We start from the raw sequence: 16,778 nt of genomic DNA, 5'->3' as shown, positions 1-16,778 counted from the left end.
AGTCTAAGCGTAAATCCGGCTTTGATCGACATTAACAACGACAGCAACGACAGAGAAAATAACGACAAAAAATCGACCAACCGTTGCGATCTTCGAGAAACTAGTACACTCAGGACTTTAAACGAGGATCAAAAAAATGCTCACTATTCACCATCTCGGAAAATCACAGTCGGAACGCATTATCTGGCTTTGCGAGGAACTTGACCTTCCTTACATCATCAAGCGTTACGAGCGCGATACGGTTACGATGCTCTCACCGCCGGAACTTAAAGCGCTTCATCCGTTAGGTACCGCGCCCGTTATTACTGACGGCGAAGTGGTTCTCGGCGAGTCGGGGGCGATCATTGAATACATCATTGGTAAATATGGCGATGGTCGCCTTGCCCTTGCCCCGACGCATCCGGATTATGCGCAATATCTCTATTGGCTACATTTTGCCAACGCCAATCTTCAGTCGCACATGGGCCGAAATATGATGCTGCGTCGACTCAATTTAGCATCTGATAATCCGACTTTGGTAGGAACAAAAGAGCGCCTGGATCGCGCGCTTGCCTTGGTTGAAGCACGCTTGGGGAACGTGGATTATCTAGCCGGTCGCGAATTCACGGCGGCGGATATCATGATCATCTTTTCGCTCACGACAATGCGTTACTTTTTGCCATTCGAGCTTACCGCATACCCGCACATTCTGGCATACCTTGGCCGGATCGGCCAACGCACAGGCTATCAGCGTGCGATGGAAAAAGGTGATCCGGGAATGACACTTCTTTTGACCTGAAAACGTACCTGATCAGTAAATAAAGAGCACGCAAAAATCACTTACGTGGCGCCAACGAATAATATTTAGCAGGATCTATGCCGACCATAAAATTAACAATGGCATTGATCCTGCTTCAAAAAACATTGCATCGACAACACGGATAAATGACGTTGGAACCTGAGTTTCAAGTGTCGAATAACGACTGAGTAAATAGTTGAATGCCAACAGTTTGCTCAGCGCCTAACCAAAGTTTACGCAAAAAATATATCACGCTCCTAGATTATTCATTCCAAGAGGTATACGATATAACTCAAGAGTAACGAAGAGTACTTGTGCGCATAACCTGACCAAAGGTAGGAAAACTGCGCCGTTGTCGTGAATTGCGTTAGGCAAACTTTGCCTTGCTGCCTGCCTCGGCATGATAACTATCTGGAGACATTGATAATCCGTCCGAACGCTGCGGTAAGTTTGCTTCGCAATCGGACCTAAATACTGCCAGTTCCAACGCAGTGTTTTCCGACTCAGATGTTGACAGCTTATAAAATCGGTTCTTCGATAACAAGCGAAGGCTCAACACATCACGAGGTGAACGATGACAACAAACCCTGATTCGATCCAGCTTCAGCATGCCCAGGATATCTCGGATGCAGAGTGGAATCTGCGTGTGCAACTGGCGGCGGCCTATCGACTGGTTGAATTTTATGGCTGGTCTGAAATGATTTACGGTCATTTGACGGCGCGCGTTCCCGGTGCCGAGAATCATTTTTTGATTAACCCTTATGGGCTCAATTATGACGAGATCACGGCATCCAATCTGGTCAAAATTGATCTGGATGGTAACGTGATTGCGGGGCGGCGGCACACCGTCAATTACGCTGGTTTTATTATCCACTCCGCGGTGCATATGGTGCACTCTTCAGATAACCACGTCGTCATGCATACGCACACCCGCGCTGGAATGGCGGTTGCAGCATTGGAAGAAGGTCTCCAACCGATTTCGATGTTTTCTACCGCGTTCCATAACCGACTTGCTTATCATGAGTATGAAGGCGCAGCGCTGCGGCTCGATGAGCGTGAGCGTATCGTCAAGTCACTTGGTAACGCCAAAGCGCTGATTTTGAAGAATCATGGATTGCTGGTTGTGGGTAGTACGGTTCCCGAAACGTTCCTGCGTTTGTATCGACTCGAACGCGCCTGTCAGGTTCAAATTGACGCCGCCGCCGCTGGCAAGCTCAATATCATGCCAATCACGCTAGCCGCACAATCCGGAGCAGATCTGGATAGTTTTCAGAGTTTGCATCCGCAAGGCGAAGGCGGGGTTGAGTTTGAGGCGCTTATGCGCAAGCTTGACCGGATTGATAATAGTTACCGGCATTGAACGGAGCACATTCTGTTTTTTTAATAACGAGGCAATCTGCTGCAAAATAAAAAAGCGCATGACGGTGAACGTAATGCGCTTTTTTACTTTCTTGCCGATCTTCCTGCTAATCGCAAGGTGCGATCAACAAGTCATTGCAATGGTTATCGCTATGCGATTAAACCAGTGTCAGCGTAACGTCAACGTTACCGCGTGTTGCGTTCGAATATGGGCAAACGTGATGTGCCTTATCGACCAATGTTTTCGCTTCTGCTTTGTCCATGCCCGGGATCGAGATTTTTAGTTCGACTTCGATACCGAATCCACCTGGGATTTGACCAATGCCGACCAAGCCGGTGATTGATGTGTCTGCTGGCAATGTGATTTTGTCTTGTGATGCAACAAATTTCATCGCGCCAATAAAGCAAGCTGAATAGCCGGCTGCGAACAGTTGCTCTGGATTGCTACCAGCCGCGCCTGCGCCGCCGAGTTCTTTCGGTGTTGTCAATTTTACGTCCAGAATGCCATCGGATGTCGTAGCACGACCATCACGACCGCCAGTTGCTGTGGCTGAGGCTGTAAATAGAATTTTTTCGACTGACATGGTGATTCCTTTTTTTCAAATTGAATGAAATGGCCGCTTAAACAATCCGTTAAAACTAATCAGTCGGCCCTACTGAAAAGTCGGATAAAAATAGATCAATTATATGAAATAACAAAAACCAATACTGTGAGAGCTTCTCTTAGAACGTGCATCTAAAAAGTACTTATACATCAACTATAAACCAGGCATATAATTTACACAATAAAATTGTGCGCAATCTATTGCATACTATCTTTTAAATAAAAAACGCATGCTCAGCTCACGTCACATTGCGATCCGGAATAAAGGCGCCCACTAAATTACGCCGACGTCAGGGTCACCTAAACATTACTTGCCATCGCCGCGCGCAATCTCTGCAATTGTCCTGTCAGAGCGCGCAGCTCATCTAATGAACATTGCGCAGAGCAACTCACTTGCTGCGGAATCAATCGGGCGTCTTGCCGCAGAGCGTTTCCTTGATCAGTTAGACTAACAATCACTTGCCGCTCATCTTTTACTGAGCGCTGACGCCTGACCAAACCACTGAGTTCAAGCCTTTTTAACAAAGGCGTCAACGTTCCAGAATCCAGATACAAACGCTCGCCGACTTCCGATACAGTGATCTCGTCGCGCTCCCACAATGTCAACATGACCAAATACTGCGGGTAAGTAACACCTAATGACTGTAATAGCGGCTTGTAAATCTTCGTCATCGTTAGCGACGCGGAATATAGCGCGAAACACAATTGATTATCTAGTAACAAAGTTTCAGATCCAAGATGCTTTACATCTTTTTCTGTGTCTACTTTGTAACTGATGTCATTCTCAATGTGCGTTTCCATAACTGAGATAATACACAGCGCAAAATTAAATTGCAAGCAATTTAATATAATTGCCACCATGTTGGTACACGTCTAATTGTGTCACAGCGTTCAGCAAAAAAATGACAGCAACAGTCACAGGCCAAGAATTACAGGAATTTTCCCGTTATTCCCACCTGCCGATCAATTGCTGCCACTCTCAGGATTTAGACACTCATATTGCCAAGTGTACTAGCGCGATACGCCGCCACAAAGGTATCGAAATCGCCGGTTTGAGTGCGCTCTATCTGATCTTGCTCTTCCAATGATTTTACTGCCATGGCCGCAAAATAAGCGTGCTCTTCTGCACTTGGCGGATAAGCGCGAAATTGGGCGGCATGGACATTGCTCTGACGCAACGCAAATTCAGCAAAGGTTTCGTTATGCTCCGTCAGTGCCGCCAACACCTGCGCAGAAGGAGTCAGTTCAGGATCGTGCAATTTGCGACGCTGCTTTTCCAGAGCATCACTGTGTTGGTGATCGTCACGCTGCGCATCCAATAAGGTTGCGGCCGCTGAAATTTTTTCCAGCAACGCCAAACCCCATGCTTGCAACGTTACGGAAGCGCCATTGTGTTGTAACGCCAAACCCGGCCGACGTCCTTCTTTCACCACTTTAGAGAAATTCTCGACGTTTTCAACACTTTCTTCGTCACTCGTGCACGGGCTATCATCGAGCGCACAAAAAAGTAGGAAAGCATCTAGAAAACGACCTGTTTCAAGGCTGATTCCAGTTGGCTCAAACGGATCGATGTCCATACAACGCACTTCGATGTACTGAACCCCGCGTGCCGATAAAGCCTGAATTGGCCGCTCGCCGCTGTTAATTACACGCTTAGGGCGAATTGTGGAGTAATACTCGTTTTCGATCTGCAGTATGTTGGTATTAATCTGTATCCATTCACCATCACGATGCGTGCCAATGGCGGCATAAGGGGGATACGATTGACTGACTGCCTGCGACAGACTTTTAATATAGCTATCAAGATTGTTGTAATGCGGCGTTAAGTTCTCCTGCGCCTTGCTTTGGTAACCCAGATCGCTCATACGCAAGCTGGTTGCGTACGGCAGATACAACGTATCTTCATCAAGCGTTTCAAGCTTGTGTTCCTGACCGGCCAAAAAATTCTTGGACAGCGCTGGCGAGGCCCCAAACAAATACATTAATAGCCAGCTATACCGCCGGAAATTGCGTATCAACGCAATATAACCATCGGACTGAAATGATTTTGTCGTGCAGGTTGGCTGCCCGGCTTCAAGTTGCAACACCGCCCAGATTTCATCCGCTAACGAGTAGTTGTAATGAATCCCTGCAATGCACTGCATGCGCTTGCCATACCGCAGCGCAAGGCCGCGTCGATACACGTGCTTTAGCATGCCAATATGCGACGTACCATACCAGGCGATAGGAATCTGCTCCTCATCGGGCAACTCGCATGGCATGGAATCACTCCATAGCATTTCATCGCCTAATTGCGAATACGCAAAGCGATGAATAGCCTCTAGCTCGGTCATCACGACCGCAACATCGCTCTCCGGTGGCGTGATGAACTCCAATAACGATTCCGAATAATCGGTCGTAATCTGGGGCTGCGTTAAGGCTGAACCCAAGGCGCGCGGATGTGGCGTCAGCGCCAACTTTCCGTCTGGATTGACACGCAATGTTTCACGTTCTATCCCGCGCAACCCTTTGCCAAGCAAAGCGCGATGCTGTTCTTGTCCGAGTAAAGCCAGACGGCGGGTGTAATAATTTGTCAATTCACTATCCTTTTAATTGTGCTTTACCGTCTATTTTTTTATTTGCGGCGATTGTTATCGGGTGATTCATTAAAGTGCTGAATCAGACCCAAAAGTCTCCAGGATGCTATGGGAATTACGAGGTTAAAGCGACAAATGAACTAGGCGAGAACAGATTTTTTCAGATTCGAAGCGCCAATAGCTAGCTATTGGTCAAGAAACTGAAGAAACATGGGCCGTCCAAATCATTTTGCAGCCGACTACTCTTAGGTTCAGTAGCGTCCTAATACGCGAGAATAGCCGAAAATCAAAAAGTGCGTCGGATGCGCTAAAGGCTGCTTACTTGCTCAATCAACCATGGACACTAGATCGTAAAGCGTTTGTCCCGGATAAAATTAAACAACTTTGCGCTGCCAAGATGAAAATTGTCGATTTGAGACATATATATACTGAAACTATATGGCAGCAAAGTCACGGACCACTCTCTGTATGGCACGCGAACCTTTATAATCTCGTTTTAATTTGCTTTTACACCGCCCCACTATGCCAGCTCAACTCATTGACGGAACCCTCCTTTCAAAACAATTACGCGCCGAGGTTGCCACTCGCGCCGCCGCGCTGACGGCGCTTGGCAAACAACCAGGACTAGCAGTCATTCTGGTTGGTGAGAGTCAGGCTTCACAAGTATACGTCCGCAATAAGGTCAAAGCCTGTGAAGACAACGGTCTTTATTCGGTATTAGAAAAATATGACGCCGATCTGAGCGAAGCTGACTTACTGGCACGGATCGACGCTCTAAACCACGATCCAAAAATCAACGGTATCCTGGTTCAGTTGCCTTTACCTGCGCATATTGACGCTAATAAAGTGATTGAAGCCATCGCCGCAGAAAAAGACGTCGACGGTTTTCACGTCAGCAATGCTGGATTATTGATGACAGGAAAGCCATTATTCCGCCCGTGCACGCCCTACGGTGTCATGAAAATGCTGGAATCGATCGATTATCCGGTGCGTGGTGCGCATGCGGTCATCGTAGGCGCGTCAAATATTGTCGGTAAACCACAATCCATGCTGCTCTTGCAAGCGGGTGCGACCGTCACCATCTGCAACTCAAAGACCCGCGATCTTGGTCACCATACGCGTCAGGCTGATATTCTTGTCGTTGCTACCGGCAAACGCAATATCGTCACCGCCGACATGGTCAAACCGGGTGCTGTCGTGATCGACGTCGGCATGAATCGTGATGACAATGGCAAATTGTGCGGCGATGTCGACTTTGCCAATGTCAGAGAAGTTGCGGGTTATATCACCCCGGTGCCAGGCGGCGTCGGGCCGATGACCATCACCATGTTGCTGGTCAATACGATTGAAGCCGCAGAAAGAAACTAATTTATGACATCCACGTCCGCAATAGTAAGCGACACAACGACAGCGACACCACAAAACAATCCGCTTCTGGATTTTTCTGGTCTGGCACATTTTGATACCATCAAGGCGGAACACGTAACGCCTGCCATCGCCTATTTGCTCGAACAGGCCAGTATTGTCGTCACGCAACTGGAAGCGCCGCAAGCGTCGGTTAAATGGGAAACCTTTGTCACGCCGCTAGAAAACGCCACCGAAAATCTGGGGCGCGCGTGGGGCATTGTTGGGCATTTGAATGCGGTCATGGACAGTCCCGAACTGCGTGCGGCGTATAACGAAAATCAGCCGAAACTGATAGAATTTTCGACCTCGTTGTCACAGAATCTGGCGTTATTCGACAAATACAAAGCGCTGGAAACCAGCGCCGACTTTTCGACCTTATCGGCGGCACGTCAAAAAATCATTAAAAATGCGGTGCGCGATTTCCGTCTTGGTGGTGCTGAATTGCCAGACGCAGAGAAAGCACGTTTTGCTGACATTCAAGAAAAACACGGTGCATTAACCACCCGGTTTTCAGAAAACGTACTCGACGCCACCAATGATTACGCGCTGTTTGTATTGGATGAAGCCGAACTGGCTGGTTTGCCGGACGATGTCAAGCAAGCGGCCCTTGCGGCGGCCCAAAAGGATAGCAAGGAAGGCTATAAATTTACGCTCCACTTTCCGTCTTATTTCCCGATATTGCAATATGCTGATAGCCGCGTCCTGCGTGAAAGAATCTATCGCGCAAATGCTACCAAAGCGTCCGAGCTCAGCGGCAAACCGGAATGGGATAACACCCAAAATATCGTCAGTATTCTAAAGCTCCGCAACGAAGAAGCCGCACTATTAGGTTTGAAGAATTATGCCGAATTGTCGCTGGTGACAAAAATGGCACAAACCCCTGAAGAGGTGATCGCCTTCCTGGAAGATCTCGGCCAGCGTGCGCGTCCGTTCGCAGAAAAAGACCTAGCTGAATTGCGTGAATTTGCAAAAACCGAGTTAGGTATTACGCCGCTGGAAGCTTGGGACAGCACCTACGCATCGGAAAAATTGCGTGAGCAACGCTATGCCTTTTCAGAGCAGGAAGTAAAACAATATTTCCCTGAAACAAAAGTCGTGCAAGGTTTATTTGCACTGGTACAAAAATTATTCTCGGTCGAAATCAGTCTGGATAAAGCACCGGTCTGGCATCCTGATGTAAAGTTTTTCAAGATCGAAAAAGAAGGCAAGATACTCGGACAGTTCTATCTTGATCTCTATGCGCGCACTGGCAAACGTGGCGGCGCATGGATGGACGACGCACGTGCGCGTCGCAAATTGAACGACGGGGAAGGCATTCAGACGCCGATTGCCTATTTGACGTGCAATTTCTCCGCACCTGCGGTGGTCGATGGGATCACCAAGCCAGCGCTGTTTACGCATGATGAAGTCATCACCTTATTCCACGAATTTGGTCACGGTTTGCACCACATGCTGACGCAAGTGGATGAAATTAGCGTCTCCGGTATCTCCGGCGTGGAATGGGACGCGGTTGAATTACCCTCTCAATTTATGGAAAATTTCTGCTGGGAATGGGACGTTCTGCAAGACATGACCGCCGAAGCTACGAATGGTCAGCCATTGCCGCGCGCGCTGTTTGACAAAATGACCGCCGCCAAAAATTTCCAGTCAGGGCTACAAACCTTGCGTCAAGTTGAGTTCTCGCTGCTGGATATGCATCTGCACGACAAATACGATCCGTCTGGCACTCAAACGGTGCAAGAACTGATCAACCAAGTTCGCGAGCAGATTGCCGTTCTCAGTCCGCCAGCGTTTAATCGTTTTCAACACGCGTTCTCGCATATTTTTGCTGGCGGTTACGCGGCCGGATATTACAGCTACAAGTGGGCTGAAGTATTATCCGCAGACGCTTATAGCGCGTTCGAAGAAATCGCTAACGGTGGTAATGTGATATCAGCAGAAACTGGCAGTAAATTTCAACGTGAGATTTTGGCGGTAGGTGGCTCTCGCCCTGCTTTGGAATCATTCAAAGCCTTCCGTGGCCGTGAACCAAATATTGATGCTTTATTACGGCATAGCGGAATGGCAGCGTAACCAATCGAAACAGGTAATAAAAAACAAATCATAAGCAAATCATAAGCAAGTAATAAGCAAGTAATAAGCAGGTCTGCCGTGGAATGTGCCAAAGCGCCTCCACGGCCATTCCGATCAATGGCATCATCAGGTCCATAGTCATTCGCCGGTTTTTCTTATTTTTTCTTTGTAGAAGCTATTGGCATAATGGGCAAAGGGCGACTAGTGCGCAGAAGTCATCGCACCCGCGGCGTTACCCGGCATACAATACGGACTCAAACGAATTGCAACCGCTTGTCCTTGGACAACCAAGGTGGCAATTCTTCATTTTAGGAAATTAGATGAAACTGGTGGCATCATTATTTTCAACCGCAGGCCTCGCAGTTTGCCTGTTAGCGACATCTGTTGCGCAAGCCCAACTCTACAAATCCATCGGCGCAGACGGTCGCGTTACTTACAGCGATATTCCCCCTAATTCAGGCAAAATCGTTGATTCAAAATCGCTCTCCAAAAACAGCGAAAGCGACATTGATAATAGCGACCTACCGTATGAATTGGCGCAAGCTAAAAAAAATAGTCCGGTCACTTTATATACTTCCAGCAAATGCATTCCATGCGACGATGGACGAAAATTACTACGTAATCGGGGTATTCCGTTCCGCGAAAAAACGATTAGTACCAACAATGACATTGCGCGCTTAAAGGAAGTTGCCGGAGAGAGTCAATTGCCATTCATGGTGATCGGACGCAATAAAGAAAGTGGCTTTGAAGCGACTTCCTGGAATGCGGCACTTAGCGCTGCCGGTTACCCGCAAAACAATCGTTTGCCAAAAACATATCAAAATGGACAAGCGACTGCCGCCGCGCCAACGGTAAACACGAGTACGGCGAGTCCCGCGATAGACGATTCAACTGACAATAGCAAACAAGGTACGCCGCGTCCCGCGACAGGCAATACGCCGCCTGGATTCAGATTTTAAGCCGCAATTAGCACGCCCTTCGGCACAGACCATGACGCAAATCGATTTTCACACTAATATTCCCGACAAATTTCTCTATACGTGTCGACTCGTCCGCAAAGCGCGGATGGCGCAATGTCAAATTGTAATATTAACAAGTAACGCCGAAGACCTCGCTACTATGGATCGGACGCTGTGGACCTTTTCCGAGCACGATTTTGTACCGCATGTTGTCGCCAATGATCCGCTTGCCCAACAAACGCCAGTCATTTTGACCGACGATGAAACCATCGTGCTGCCGCATCATCAGGTACTGATTAATTTATCCGGCAATACACCTTCTCATTTTGCGCGGTTTGAACGCATGTTTGAAATCGTCACTCTCAACGAGACCGACAAGAATAATAGTCGCGAGCGCTATCGCTTTTATCAGCAACGTGGCTACCAACTTAGCCACTCTATCGCCGCAAACGCGTAGGTGCACACGCAAAAACAGGCATCCGCCGATATATGAGGAGATTCTATGAAAAATAACGCGCTGGATGCAGGTATTCCATTGTTGACTGAAATCATTGAAACGGCGGAGGATGACGCGATTGAAGATACCTGGTTCACTAACGCCACGGACCATATCCAAGCATCTCAGTCGAGCGTGCAAGATGATCAGTTTATCCACCCCGCAACCCACGCAGCGATGACATTAACCGAGCGCGACTGGGAAACGCTTAAGCATGAATTGCACGAAAAAATATTATGGCAACTACAAGACCGTATAGATTTTGTCATCGAACAACGCGTGCGGGATAGTTTGGCAGAGGTGTTGCAATCGGCTGTTAAGGCAATGGCTGATCAAATCAAAGCAGGCTTGCATCAGACCTTAAATGAGGTCATTTCAAGTGCAGTGACGCTGGAATTAGTTAAATTGCGAAAAACAAAATTAGAATAATTAATTTTTGATTATTAATCAAAAATTAGCCGCTAATGAATAAATAGAAAAAAAGTGACCATCAAATTGAATTACCTAAACAATCAAGAATTTCTTACAATACTGGCACTTAGTTAAGACAATTCGGAGATTTCGCATGAAAGTGATTGTATTGGGCGCCGGCATCATTGGTACTTCGTCAGCATGGTTCCTAAACAAAGAAGGCAATGACGTCACTGTCATTGACCGTCAGGCAGGCGCAGCACAAGAAACCAGTTTTGCGAACGGTTGCCAAATTTCAGTCTCGCATGCCGAGCCATGGGCAAATCCGCAAGCGCCGCTGAAGGTGCTGAAATGGTTGGGCAAGGAAGATGCACCGTTGCTGTATCGCTTTCGTCCTGAATGGCTGCAATGGAAATGGGCGTTGAATTTTTTACGCGAATGCACACCATCACGCACCGCCGCCAACATTCGCCAAATCGTCGCTATCTGCGAATACAGTCGTCAAACGCTGCTGTCGGTCCGTGCTGAAACAGGTATCGAATACGATCATTTGGTACGCGGCATTCTGCATTTCTACACAGAACAAAAAGAATTCGACGACTCACTGGCAGCGGCCAAATTGATGCGCGATCTGGGTTGCCCACGCAACTCCATCAGCGCCGACGAGGTCGTCAGGATAGAGCCGTCGTTATCCCGCATACGCGATAAAATTGTGGGTGGCGACTTCACCGACAATGATGAATCCGGTGACGTCTATAAGTTCACTACCGGACTCGCTGACAAAGCACAAGAAGCTGGCGTCAAATTTCAATTCAACACCACAGTTACGCGTTTGATCAGCGAAGGCCACGGCGCTAACGCAAAAATTACCGGCGTCGAAATCATTAACGCAGAAGGAAAACATCAAGTTTTGCACGCTGACGCATTTGTGGTCGCAATGGGCAGTTTCTCCGAGCAATTGCTGAAACCGCTTGGTATTAATTTGATGATTTATCCGGGCAAGGGCTATTCCGCCACCTATAAGATCACCAATCCTGCCGCCGCGCCTAGCGTGTCATTGACCGATGACGGTTACAAGCTAGTAATATCGCGCTTGGGCGATCGCTTGCGCGTCGCAGGAACGTGCGAACTAAACGGCTACACGCGTGAACTTAATACCACCCGTTGCGAAGCCATTACACGTCGTACCCGTGAATTATTTCCAGACGCCTGCGACTACGACAATCCAACGTACTGGACCGGATTGCGACCATTAACGCCGTCTAACGTGCCGTATATTGGCAAGAGCAAAATCAGCAATCTCTTCCTCAACACCGGTCACGGCACACTCGGCTGGACCATGGGCTGCGGGTCAGGTCGCGCAATTGCAGAAATCATGTCCGGTCGCCAGCCTGAAATTGATTTTGCATTTACCGGCATGCCGCGTCGCGCTCCACAAAAGGCACTGCAACCGCGTGAAGTTCCGGTCTGAACTAAAGCGATAAAAAATCGGACTCAGATGAGTTGAACGGAATAGCAAGGCCAGTGCACTTGCGTCACGCGCCGCGCCTTGCACCAGCGCTTGTCGGAGTAATAAATTCAGTATTTAATACTTGGTTCGAACTAGTTCGATTTAGGTCGAGCGAGTTCCGAGCTCACCGAGAATCTGATGACCATTCAATGCCACAACGTATTTGAGTGCCACTTAAAAGCCCAATCCCCACTGTCAGGATTGGGCTTTTTTTGTTTTAAACAGCCTGGCCCAGATATTGCGTAATGAGTCGTGCGAGCAAGTAAAAAAGGGATTAATGCACCTGTTCTGCCGCTATTGCGCATCATTTCAGGGCGTCAGCCTATTTTGGCGCGCGAACCTGAATTGTCGCGGCCTTCTCATCAAAGGCAATCCGAGTGACAAATTTTGCACGCTTCATAGGAAAACGAGATTGAAAGTGACGAACATTGCCAGAACCTGAAATAACCCGTCTGACGAATTGATAATAAGCATCCATGTCTATAACATGGGCTACCAAAAAATAATCATAGTCGCCAGAAACAAAATAACACTGCATTACCTCAACCTCTTTGTTCATACGCAGTTCGAATTCCTGCATATGTTCATCTGATTGATTGGTAAGAGAAATTTCGAGAAATGCGAGCATGCCGTACCCGAGCGCAAACGGATCGACCAACGCCACATCAGCGTTAATCACACCAGCCTCACGCAAATCGCGGATGCGGCGCAGACAGGTTGGTTGTGAAATATGGGCCTTCTCGGCGAGGGTACGAGTAGGAATTTGATTGTCGCGCTGCAACAAGTTGAGTAACTTGCGATCTACCTTATCGAGGACGTGTTGTTTGGTCATATGGGAAGTGTGAGGGATTCAAAAAAAACGCATAAAACCGCTTTGCGAACTGTTTTTTATGATGTACCGTTTGCATGTTCGCAGCAACCTAATAAGCTGCAAACGGAGGAACAAAGTTTTTGGGCCGAGCTATATTGCTTTGTAGTACTTAGTGTTATTTTAAATCCTCAGGAGAGAAATTCATGCAGATCAAGACCAAAATGCTTCCTTTAGTTGGCGCCATTGCGTTCGCACTTGCTGGTTCAGTATTCGCACAAGAACAAGTCGTCACAATCGGTCACGTTGGCCCACTCACCGGCCCTAACGCCCACATTGGTAAAGACAATGAAAATGGCGCGAAAATGGCGATCGATGAGCTGAACGCCAAAGGCACCATGATCGGCGGCAAAAAAGTAAAATTCGTTTTGGATGGTGAAGATGATGCGTCCGATCCTAAACTTGCGACAACTGTTGCACAGAAATTAGTCGATTCGCACGTTAATGGCGTTATCGGTCACATGAACTCTGGCACTACTATCCCTGCATCGAAGATTTATTTTGATGCTGGTATTCCACAGATTTCACCATCTGCCACTAACCCAAAATACACTCAACAAGGCTTTAACACTGCTTTCCGTGTTGTCGCTAACGATGGTCAATTGGGCGGTACTTTAGGTCGTTACGCTGTCGACAAACTGAAAGCCAAAAACATCGCGGTCATTGATGACCGTACTGCGTATGGCCAAGGTGTTGCAGAAGAGTTCTCGAAAGGTGCTAAAAAAGACGGCGCTACTATCGTATCAACCCAGTTCACCAACGATAAAGCAACTGACTTCAACGCGATTCTGACATCGATCAAAGCCAAAAAGCCTGACCTGATTTTCTTCGGTGGTATGGATGCAGTCGGTGGCCCGATGTTGCGTCAGATGAAGCAACTTGGTATCGACGCTAAATTCATGGGCGGTGATGGCCTGTGCACGACAGAGTTGGCCAAACTGGCTGGCGAAGGCCTGCGGGATGATCAGGTAGTCTGCGCCGAAGCTGGTGGTGTACCAGACGCTGGCAAAAAAGCACTGGAAGACTTCAAAGTCGCTTACCAAAAGAAATTCAACCAGGAAGTCGTGATCTACGCACCGTACGTCTACGATGCATTGATGACCATGGTTGAAGCGATGCAGCAAGCCAAGTCTGCCGATCCTAAAAAATATTTGCCTTTCCTGGCTAAGATCAGTCACAAAGGTGTGACCGGCAATATCGCTTTTGATAAAAAAGGCGATATCAAAGACGGTTCTTTGACTTTGTACACATACAAAGGCGGCGTACGTACGTTGCTGGCTGTGACTAAATAAAGTGCGGCAACCATTGATCGGTATGTGGTGAGTGGTGAGCGACAAACGGTGAACTAGAAAGTTAACCTTGATCGCAATAAACCCTCGCTACATTTAGTTTAAGCTATCGATCATATACACTCTCAAAACGCTTCGGCTTCAACACCGAAGCGTTTTTTTTCGTCCGTCTTCACAGCGGATCTTTTTAAATATCATTCGCTTTATACTCTTTTCCCATAAATAGCATGCCCTATTTGGCGTCTGCTATCTTGCTTGTGTAAAATCTTGCCATCGAACGGTTTCCAGTCCTTTTTAGTGATGATCGGAATGTACAGCCATCCCGATAAAACACCGTGACATGCACTTCACATGTGTATTTCACATTAAACAAGCACTCTTCGCTTGGTTCTGCATGGCATCGCATAGCAAGTGAACGTCTCCGTTTTTATTTTCAGAGGAAAAGTCATGCAAGCTTATGTCAGACGTGATCCATTGTCGGCGATGATCGCTGTTGTAATAATTCCAGTCCTGGCGTTGGTCATCACCGCAGATAGCGCATCAGCCCAAGGGCAAGCGTTTGCGCCGACACAGCTGGTAAAAATCGGCCACGTCGGCCCACTGACTGGACCAGTTGCTCACATGGGCAAAGACAATGAAAATGGTGCGCGCATGGCCATCGAAGAGTTGAACGCCAAAGGCGTCACCCTCGCCGGTAAAAAAGTGACATTCGTTCTGTTGGCAGAAGATGACGGCAGCGATCCGAAAATGGCAACCAGCGCTGCCCAAAAACTAGTCGATGCAAAAGTCCAGGCCGTGATCGGCCATCTTCAGTCCGGGACGTCAATCCCTGCATCAAAAATATATTACGACGCGGGTATTCCCCAAATATCGCCCTCCGCGACTAGCCGCAAATATACGCAGCAAGGTTTTAATACGACATTCCGCGTAGTCGCCAACGATGGTCAGCTTGGCGGCATGTTGGGACGCTATGCCGCAAAAACGCTCACCGCAAAAAACATTGCGGTCATCGATGATCGCACCGCTTATGGACAAGGATTAGCTGATGAATTTATCAAAAGCGCCAGAGCCGCCGGTGTCACCATCGTGACGCGACAATATATCAGCGACAGAGCGACTGACTTCAATGCGATCCTGACTACTATCAAAGGAAAAAAGCCGGACTTAATTTTCTTCGGCGGCATTGATGCCAGCGCCGGATTGATGTTGCGTCAGATGCAAATGCTCGGAATAAACGCAAAGTTGATGGGTGGCGACGCGATCTGTACCAATCAGTTGCCGCTATTAGCTGGCAACAGCTTGCGTGATGATCAGGTGGTGTGCGCAGAAGCGGGTGGCGTAGAAAAATCGGGGCAGAAAAAACTGGATGCGTTCAAAGCAGCCTACAAGAAACGCTATAACAGCGAGATCAAACAATACGCGCCTTATACCTACGACGCAGTCATGACCATTGCAGACGCCATGCAAAAAGCAAACTCAGCAGATCCAAAAAAATACCTGTCACAACTTGCGAAGATTGTTCACAAAGGCGTGACAGGCGAAATCGGTTTTGACGCGAATGGCGATATTAAAAATGGTGCGTTGACCGTCTATACTTTTAGAGGTGGACAACGCACCGTTTTGACGGTTACTTAGTAGCTTGGTAAGTATTTACAACGCTGCCCTTACACCGCAAACTTTACGATTCAAAGCGGTAACGCTGATACTGAATCATATTCTTTAGATTAAGGTTTTGGCTGAACGATAGGTGCGATTAACTCACATAGAACTGGAGCTGGCGATCGCGCTGTCAGACATCCGCTACCGGCGTTAGACCAGGTAATTGCGGCAGGGCCAATCGCCGGTAAAAGGATCAATGTGGAATCTGCATTTGTAGTAATTGTCGGCACTACAGTAATTGTTCCCCCTGCAACATTTACAGATGCGACGTTAGCAGTTTCCTGCGAGGCCGGAATACCATTTGAACCTGTTGTACACGCGGTTGCACTTCCAGTAGTTTGGATACACAATCCAACCGCGGTCTTGTAAGGATTGGTTATTGCAATAACATCGGCAAATCGCGCTCTAAAGGTGTAGTCCTGATACGCTGGTATAGCAATAGCCGCCAAAATACCAATAATTGCCACCACAATCATCAACTCGATGAGTGTAAAACCCTTCTGTACTTGCCGTTTATAATGCGCAAATTTCATACGTAAACTCCCCTTTTAGTGGCGCCGAAAAAATTCGGTTCGCCCTTCGTAAATAGAACTTTTTTGTGAATAATTATGTAAACTACTTAGCAAACAAACCGCATGGAGTGCATGCGCCAATTGACTAAAACTATTTGGTAGAAACGATGCCTAATAGTATGAAAAGACTATAACCCGACGCTTCGACGGATTAGCGGCGTGACAGAGGCAGTTAGGGGGATTACTTAGTTCTCAATCCACGAAATTTGTACTTTTA

At 47.7% G+C, this 16,778-nt stretch carries 15 protein-coding genes; 10 read left to right on the top strand and 5 right to left on the bottom strand.

Translation table 11 applies throughout. From position 1 onward, the window contains the following. Positions 1-136: 136 nt before the first annotated feature. Both RGU75_RS11585 and RGU75_RS11580 read left to right on the top strand, forming a co-directional pair. Positions 137-778, top strand: a complete 642-nt coding sequence (locus RGU75_RS11585) for a glutathione S-transferase family protein (RefSeq protein ID WP_322236018.1) — start codon at positions 137-139, stop codon at positions 776-778. 574 nt (positions 779-1,352) lie between these two features. Further along, positions 1,353-2,138 (top strand): class II aldolase/adducin family protein, encoded by a 786-nt coding sequence (locus RGU75_RS11580; RefSeq protein ID WP_322236017.1) that lies wholly within the window; start codon positions 1,353-1,355, stop codon positions 2,136-2,138. A gap of 157 nt (positions 2,139-2,295) precedes the next feature. Here RGU75_RS11580 and RGU75_RS11575 read toward each other — a convergent pair whose 3' ends face one another. The 3 genes from RGU75_RS11575 to gshA form a co-directional block, all read right to left on the bottom strand. Beyond that, complete coding sequence (locus RGU75_RS11575) at positions 2,296-2,721, bottom strand: organic hydroperoxide resistance protein (protein WP_322236015.1); 426 nt, start codon at positions 2,719-2,721, stop codon at positions 2,296-2,298. 320 nt (positions 2,722-3,041) lie between these two features. Continuing rightward, positions 3,042-3,542, bottom strand: coding sequence for a MarR family transcriptional regulator (locus tag RGU75_RS11570; protein WP_323509499.1), 501 nt, complete (start codon positions 3,540-3,542; stop codon positions 3,042-3,044). 185 nt (positions 3,543-3,727) lie between these two features. Beyond that, positions 3,728-5,317: a glutamate--cysteine ligase gene (gshA, locus tag RGU75_RS11565; protein WP_322236013.1), complete on the bottom strand. Its 1,590-nt coding sequence runs from the start codon at positions 5,315-5,317 to the stop codon at positions 3,728-3,730. A 522-nt stretch (positions 5,318-5,839) separates the two neighbouring features. Between gshA and folD the strand changes: the two genes are divergently transcribed. From folD to RGU75_RS11535, 6 genes are all read left to right on the top strand, one after another. Next, positions 5,840-6,685 (top strand): bifunctional methylenetetrahydrofolate dehydrogenase/methenyltetrahydrofolate cyclohydrolase FolD, encoded by an 846-nt coding sequence (gene folD, locus RGU75_RS11560; protein WP_322236011.1) that lies wholly within the window; start codon positions 5,840-5,842, stop codon positions 6,683-6,685. A gap of 3 nt (positions 6,686-6,688) precedes the next feature. Next, positions 6,689-8,797, top strand: coding sequence for a M3 family metallopeptidase (locus RGU75_RS11555; protein ID WP_322236010.1), 2,109 nt, complete (start codon positions 6,689-6,691; stop codon positions 8,795-8,797). A gap of 320 nt (positions 8,798-9,117) precedes the next feature. Next, complete coding sequence (locus tag RGU75_RS11550) at positions 9,118-9,756, top strand: glutaredoxin family protein (RefSeq protein ID WP_322236008.1); 639 nt, start codon at positions 9,118-9,120, stop codon at positions 9,754-9,756. Positions 9,757-9,787: 31 nt separating this feature from the next. Further along, positions 9,788-10,213 (top strand): DNA polymerase III subunit chi, encoded by a 426-nt coding sequence (locus tag RGU75_RS11545; RefSeq protein ID WP_322236007.1) that lies wholly within the window; start codon positions 9,788-9,790, stop codon positions 10,211-10,213. Between the two features lie 45 nt (positions 10,214-10,258). Further along, the gene (locus tag RGU75_RS11540; RefSeq protein ID WP_322236005.1) at positions 10,259-10,681 is read left to right on the top strand and encodes a hypothetical protein; all 423 of its coding nucleotides are present in this window, start codon (positions 10,259-10,261) and stop codon (positions 10,679-10,681) included. A 136-nt stretch (positions 10,682-10,817) separates the two neighbouring features. After that, positions 10,818-12,134: a D-amino acid dehydrogenase gene (locus RGU75_RS11535; RefSeq protein WP_322236003.1), complete on the top strand. Its 1,317-nt coding sequence runs from the start codon at positions 10,818-10,820 to the stop codon at positions 12,132-12,134. A gap of 361 nt (positions 12,135-12,495) precedes the next feature. On the opposite strand, the gene RGU75_RS11530 is transcribed toward RGU75_RS11535, so the two are convergent. Beyond that, positions 12,496-13,005 (bottom strand): Lrp/AsnC family transcriptional regulator, encoded by a 510-nt coding sequence (locus RGU75_RS11530; protein WP_322236000.1) that lies wholly within the window; start codon positions 13,003-13,005, stop codon positions 12,496-12,498. Positions 13,006-13,187: 182 nt separating this feature from the next. On the opposite strand from RGU75_RS11530, the gene RGU75_RS11525 reads away from it, so the two are divergent. Both RGU75_RS11525 and RGU75_RS11520 read left to right on the top strand, forming a co-directional pair. Further along, entirely contained in the window at positions 13,188-14,333 is a 1,146-nt protein-coding gene (locus RGU75_RS11525) for a branched-chain amino acid ABC transporter substrate-binding protein (RefSeq protein WP_322235998.1), read from the top strand. 444 nt (positions 14,334-14,777) lie between these two features. Then, the gene (locus RGU75_RS11520) at positions 14,778-15,965 is read left to right on the top strand and encodes a branched-chain amino acid ABC transporter substrate-binding protein (protein WP_322235996.1); all 1,188 of its coding nucleotides are present in this window, start codon (positions 14,778-14,780) and stop codon (positions 15,963-15,965) included. Positions 15,966-16,054: 89 nt separating this feature from the next. Here RGU75_RS11520 and RGU75_RS11515 read toward each other — a convergent pair whose 3' ends face one another. Continuing rightward, on the bottom strand, positions 16,055-16,522 hold the full coding sequence (locus RGU75_RS11515) for a pilin (protein WP_322235994.1): 468 nt from the start codon (positions 16,520-16,522) through the stop codon (positions 16,055-16,057). Between the last annotated feature and the right edge of the window lie 256 nt (positions 16,523-16,778).

This window comes from Glaciimonas sp. CA11.2 (genome assembly GCF_034314045.1).
Classification (GTDB): domain Bacteria; phylum Pseudomonadota; class Gammaproteobacteria; order Burkholderiales; family Burkholderiaceae_D; genus Glaciimonas.
Note: the sequence above shows the minus strand (reverse complement) of the source record. Positions and strands in the feature narration are given on the sequence as shown.

Coding starts and splice junctions, on each gene's coding strand:
- RGU75_RS11520 (WP_322235996.1), top strand. CDS start 14,778: ATGCAAGCTTATGTCAGACGTGATCCATTGTCGGCGATGATCGCTGTT.
- folD (WP_322236011.1), top strand. CDS start 5,840: ATGCCAGCTCAACTCATTGACGGAACCCTCCTTTCAAAACAATTACGC.
- RGU75_RS11535 (WP_322236003.1), top strand. CDS start 10,818: ATGAAAGTGATTGTATTGGGCGCCGGCATCATTGGTACTTCGTCAGCA.
- RGU75_RS11515 (WP_322235994.1), bottom strand. CDS start 16,522: ATGAAATTTGCGCATTATAAACGGCAAGTACAGAAGGGTTTTACACTC.
- RGU75_RS11545 (WP_322236007.1), top strand. CDS start 9,788: ATGACGCAAATCGATTTTCACACTAATATTCCCGACAAATTTCTCTAT.
- RGU75_RS11585 (WP_322236018.1), top strand. CDS start 137: ATGCTCACTATTCACCATCTCGGAAAATCACAGTCGGAACGCATTATC.
- RGU75_RS11525 (WP_322235998.1), top strand. CDS start 13,188: ATGCAGATCAAGACCAAAATGCTTCCTTTAGTTGGCGCCATTGCGTTC.
- RGU75_RS11570 (WP_323509499.1), bottom strand. CDS start 3,542: ATGGAAACGCACATTGAGAATGACATCAGTTACAAAGTAGACACAGAA.
- RGU75_RS11550 (WP_322236008.1), top strand. CDS start 9,118: ATGAAACTGGTGGCATCATTATTTTCAACCGCAGGCCTCGCAGTTTGC.
- RGU75_RS11530 (WP_322236000.1), bottom strand. CDS start 13,005: ATGACCAAACAACACGTCCTCGATAAGGTAGATCGCAAGTTACTCAAC.
- RGU75_RS11540 (WP_322236005.1), top strand. CDS start 10,259: ATGAAAAATAACGCGCTGGATGCAGGTATTCCATTGTTGACTGAAATC.
- RGU75_RS11575 (WP_322236015.1), bottom strand. CDS start 2,721: ATGTCAGTCGAAAAAATTCTATTTACAGCCTCAGCCACAGCAACTGGC.
- RGU75_RS11580 (WP_322236017.1), top strand. CDS start 1,353: ATGACAACAAACCCTGATTCGATCCAGCTTCAGCATGCCCAGGATATC.
- RGU75_RS11555 (WP_322236010.1), top strand. CDS start 6,689: ATGACATCCACGTCCGCAATAGTAAGCGACACAACGACAGCGACACCA.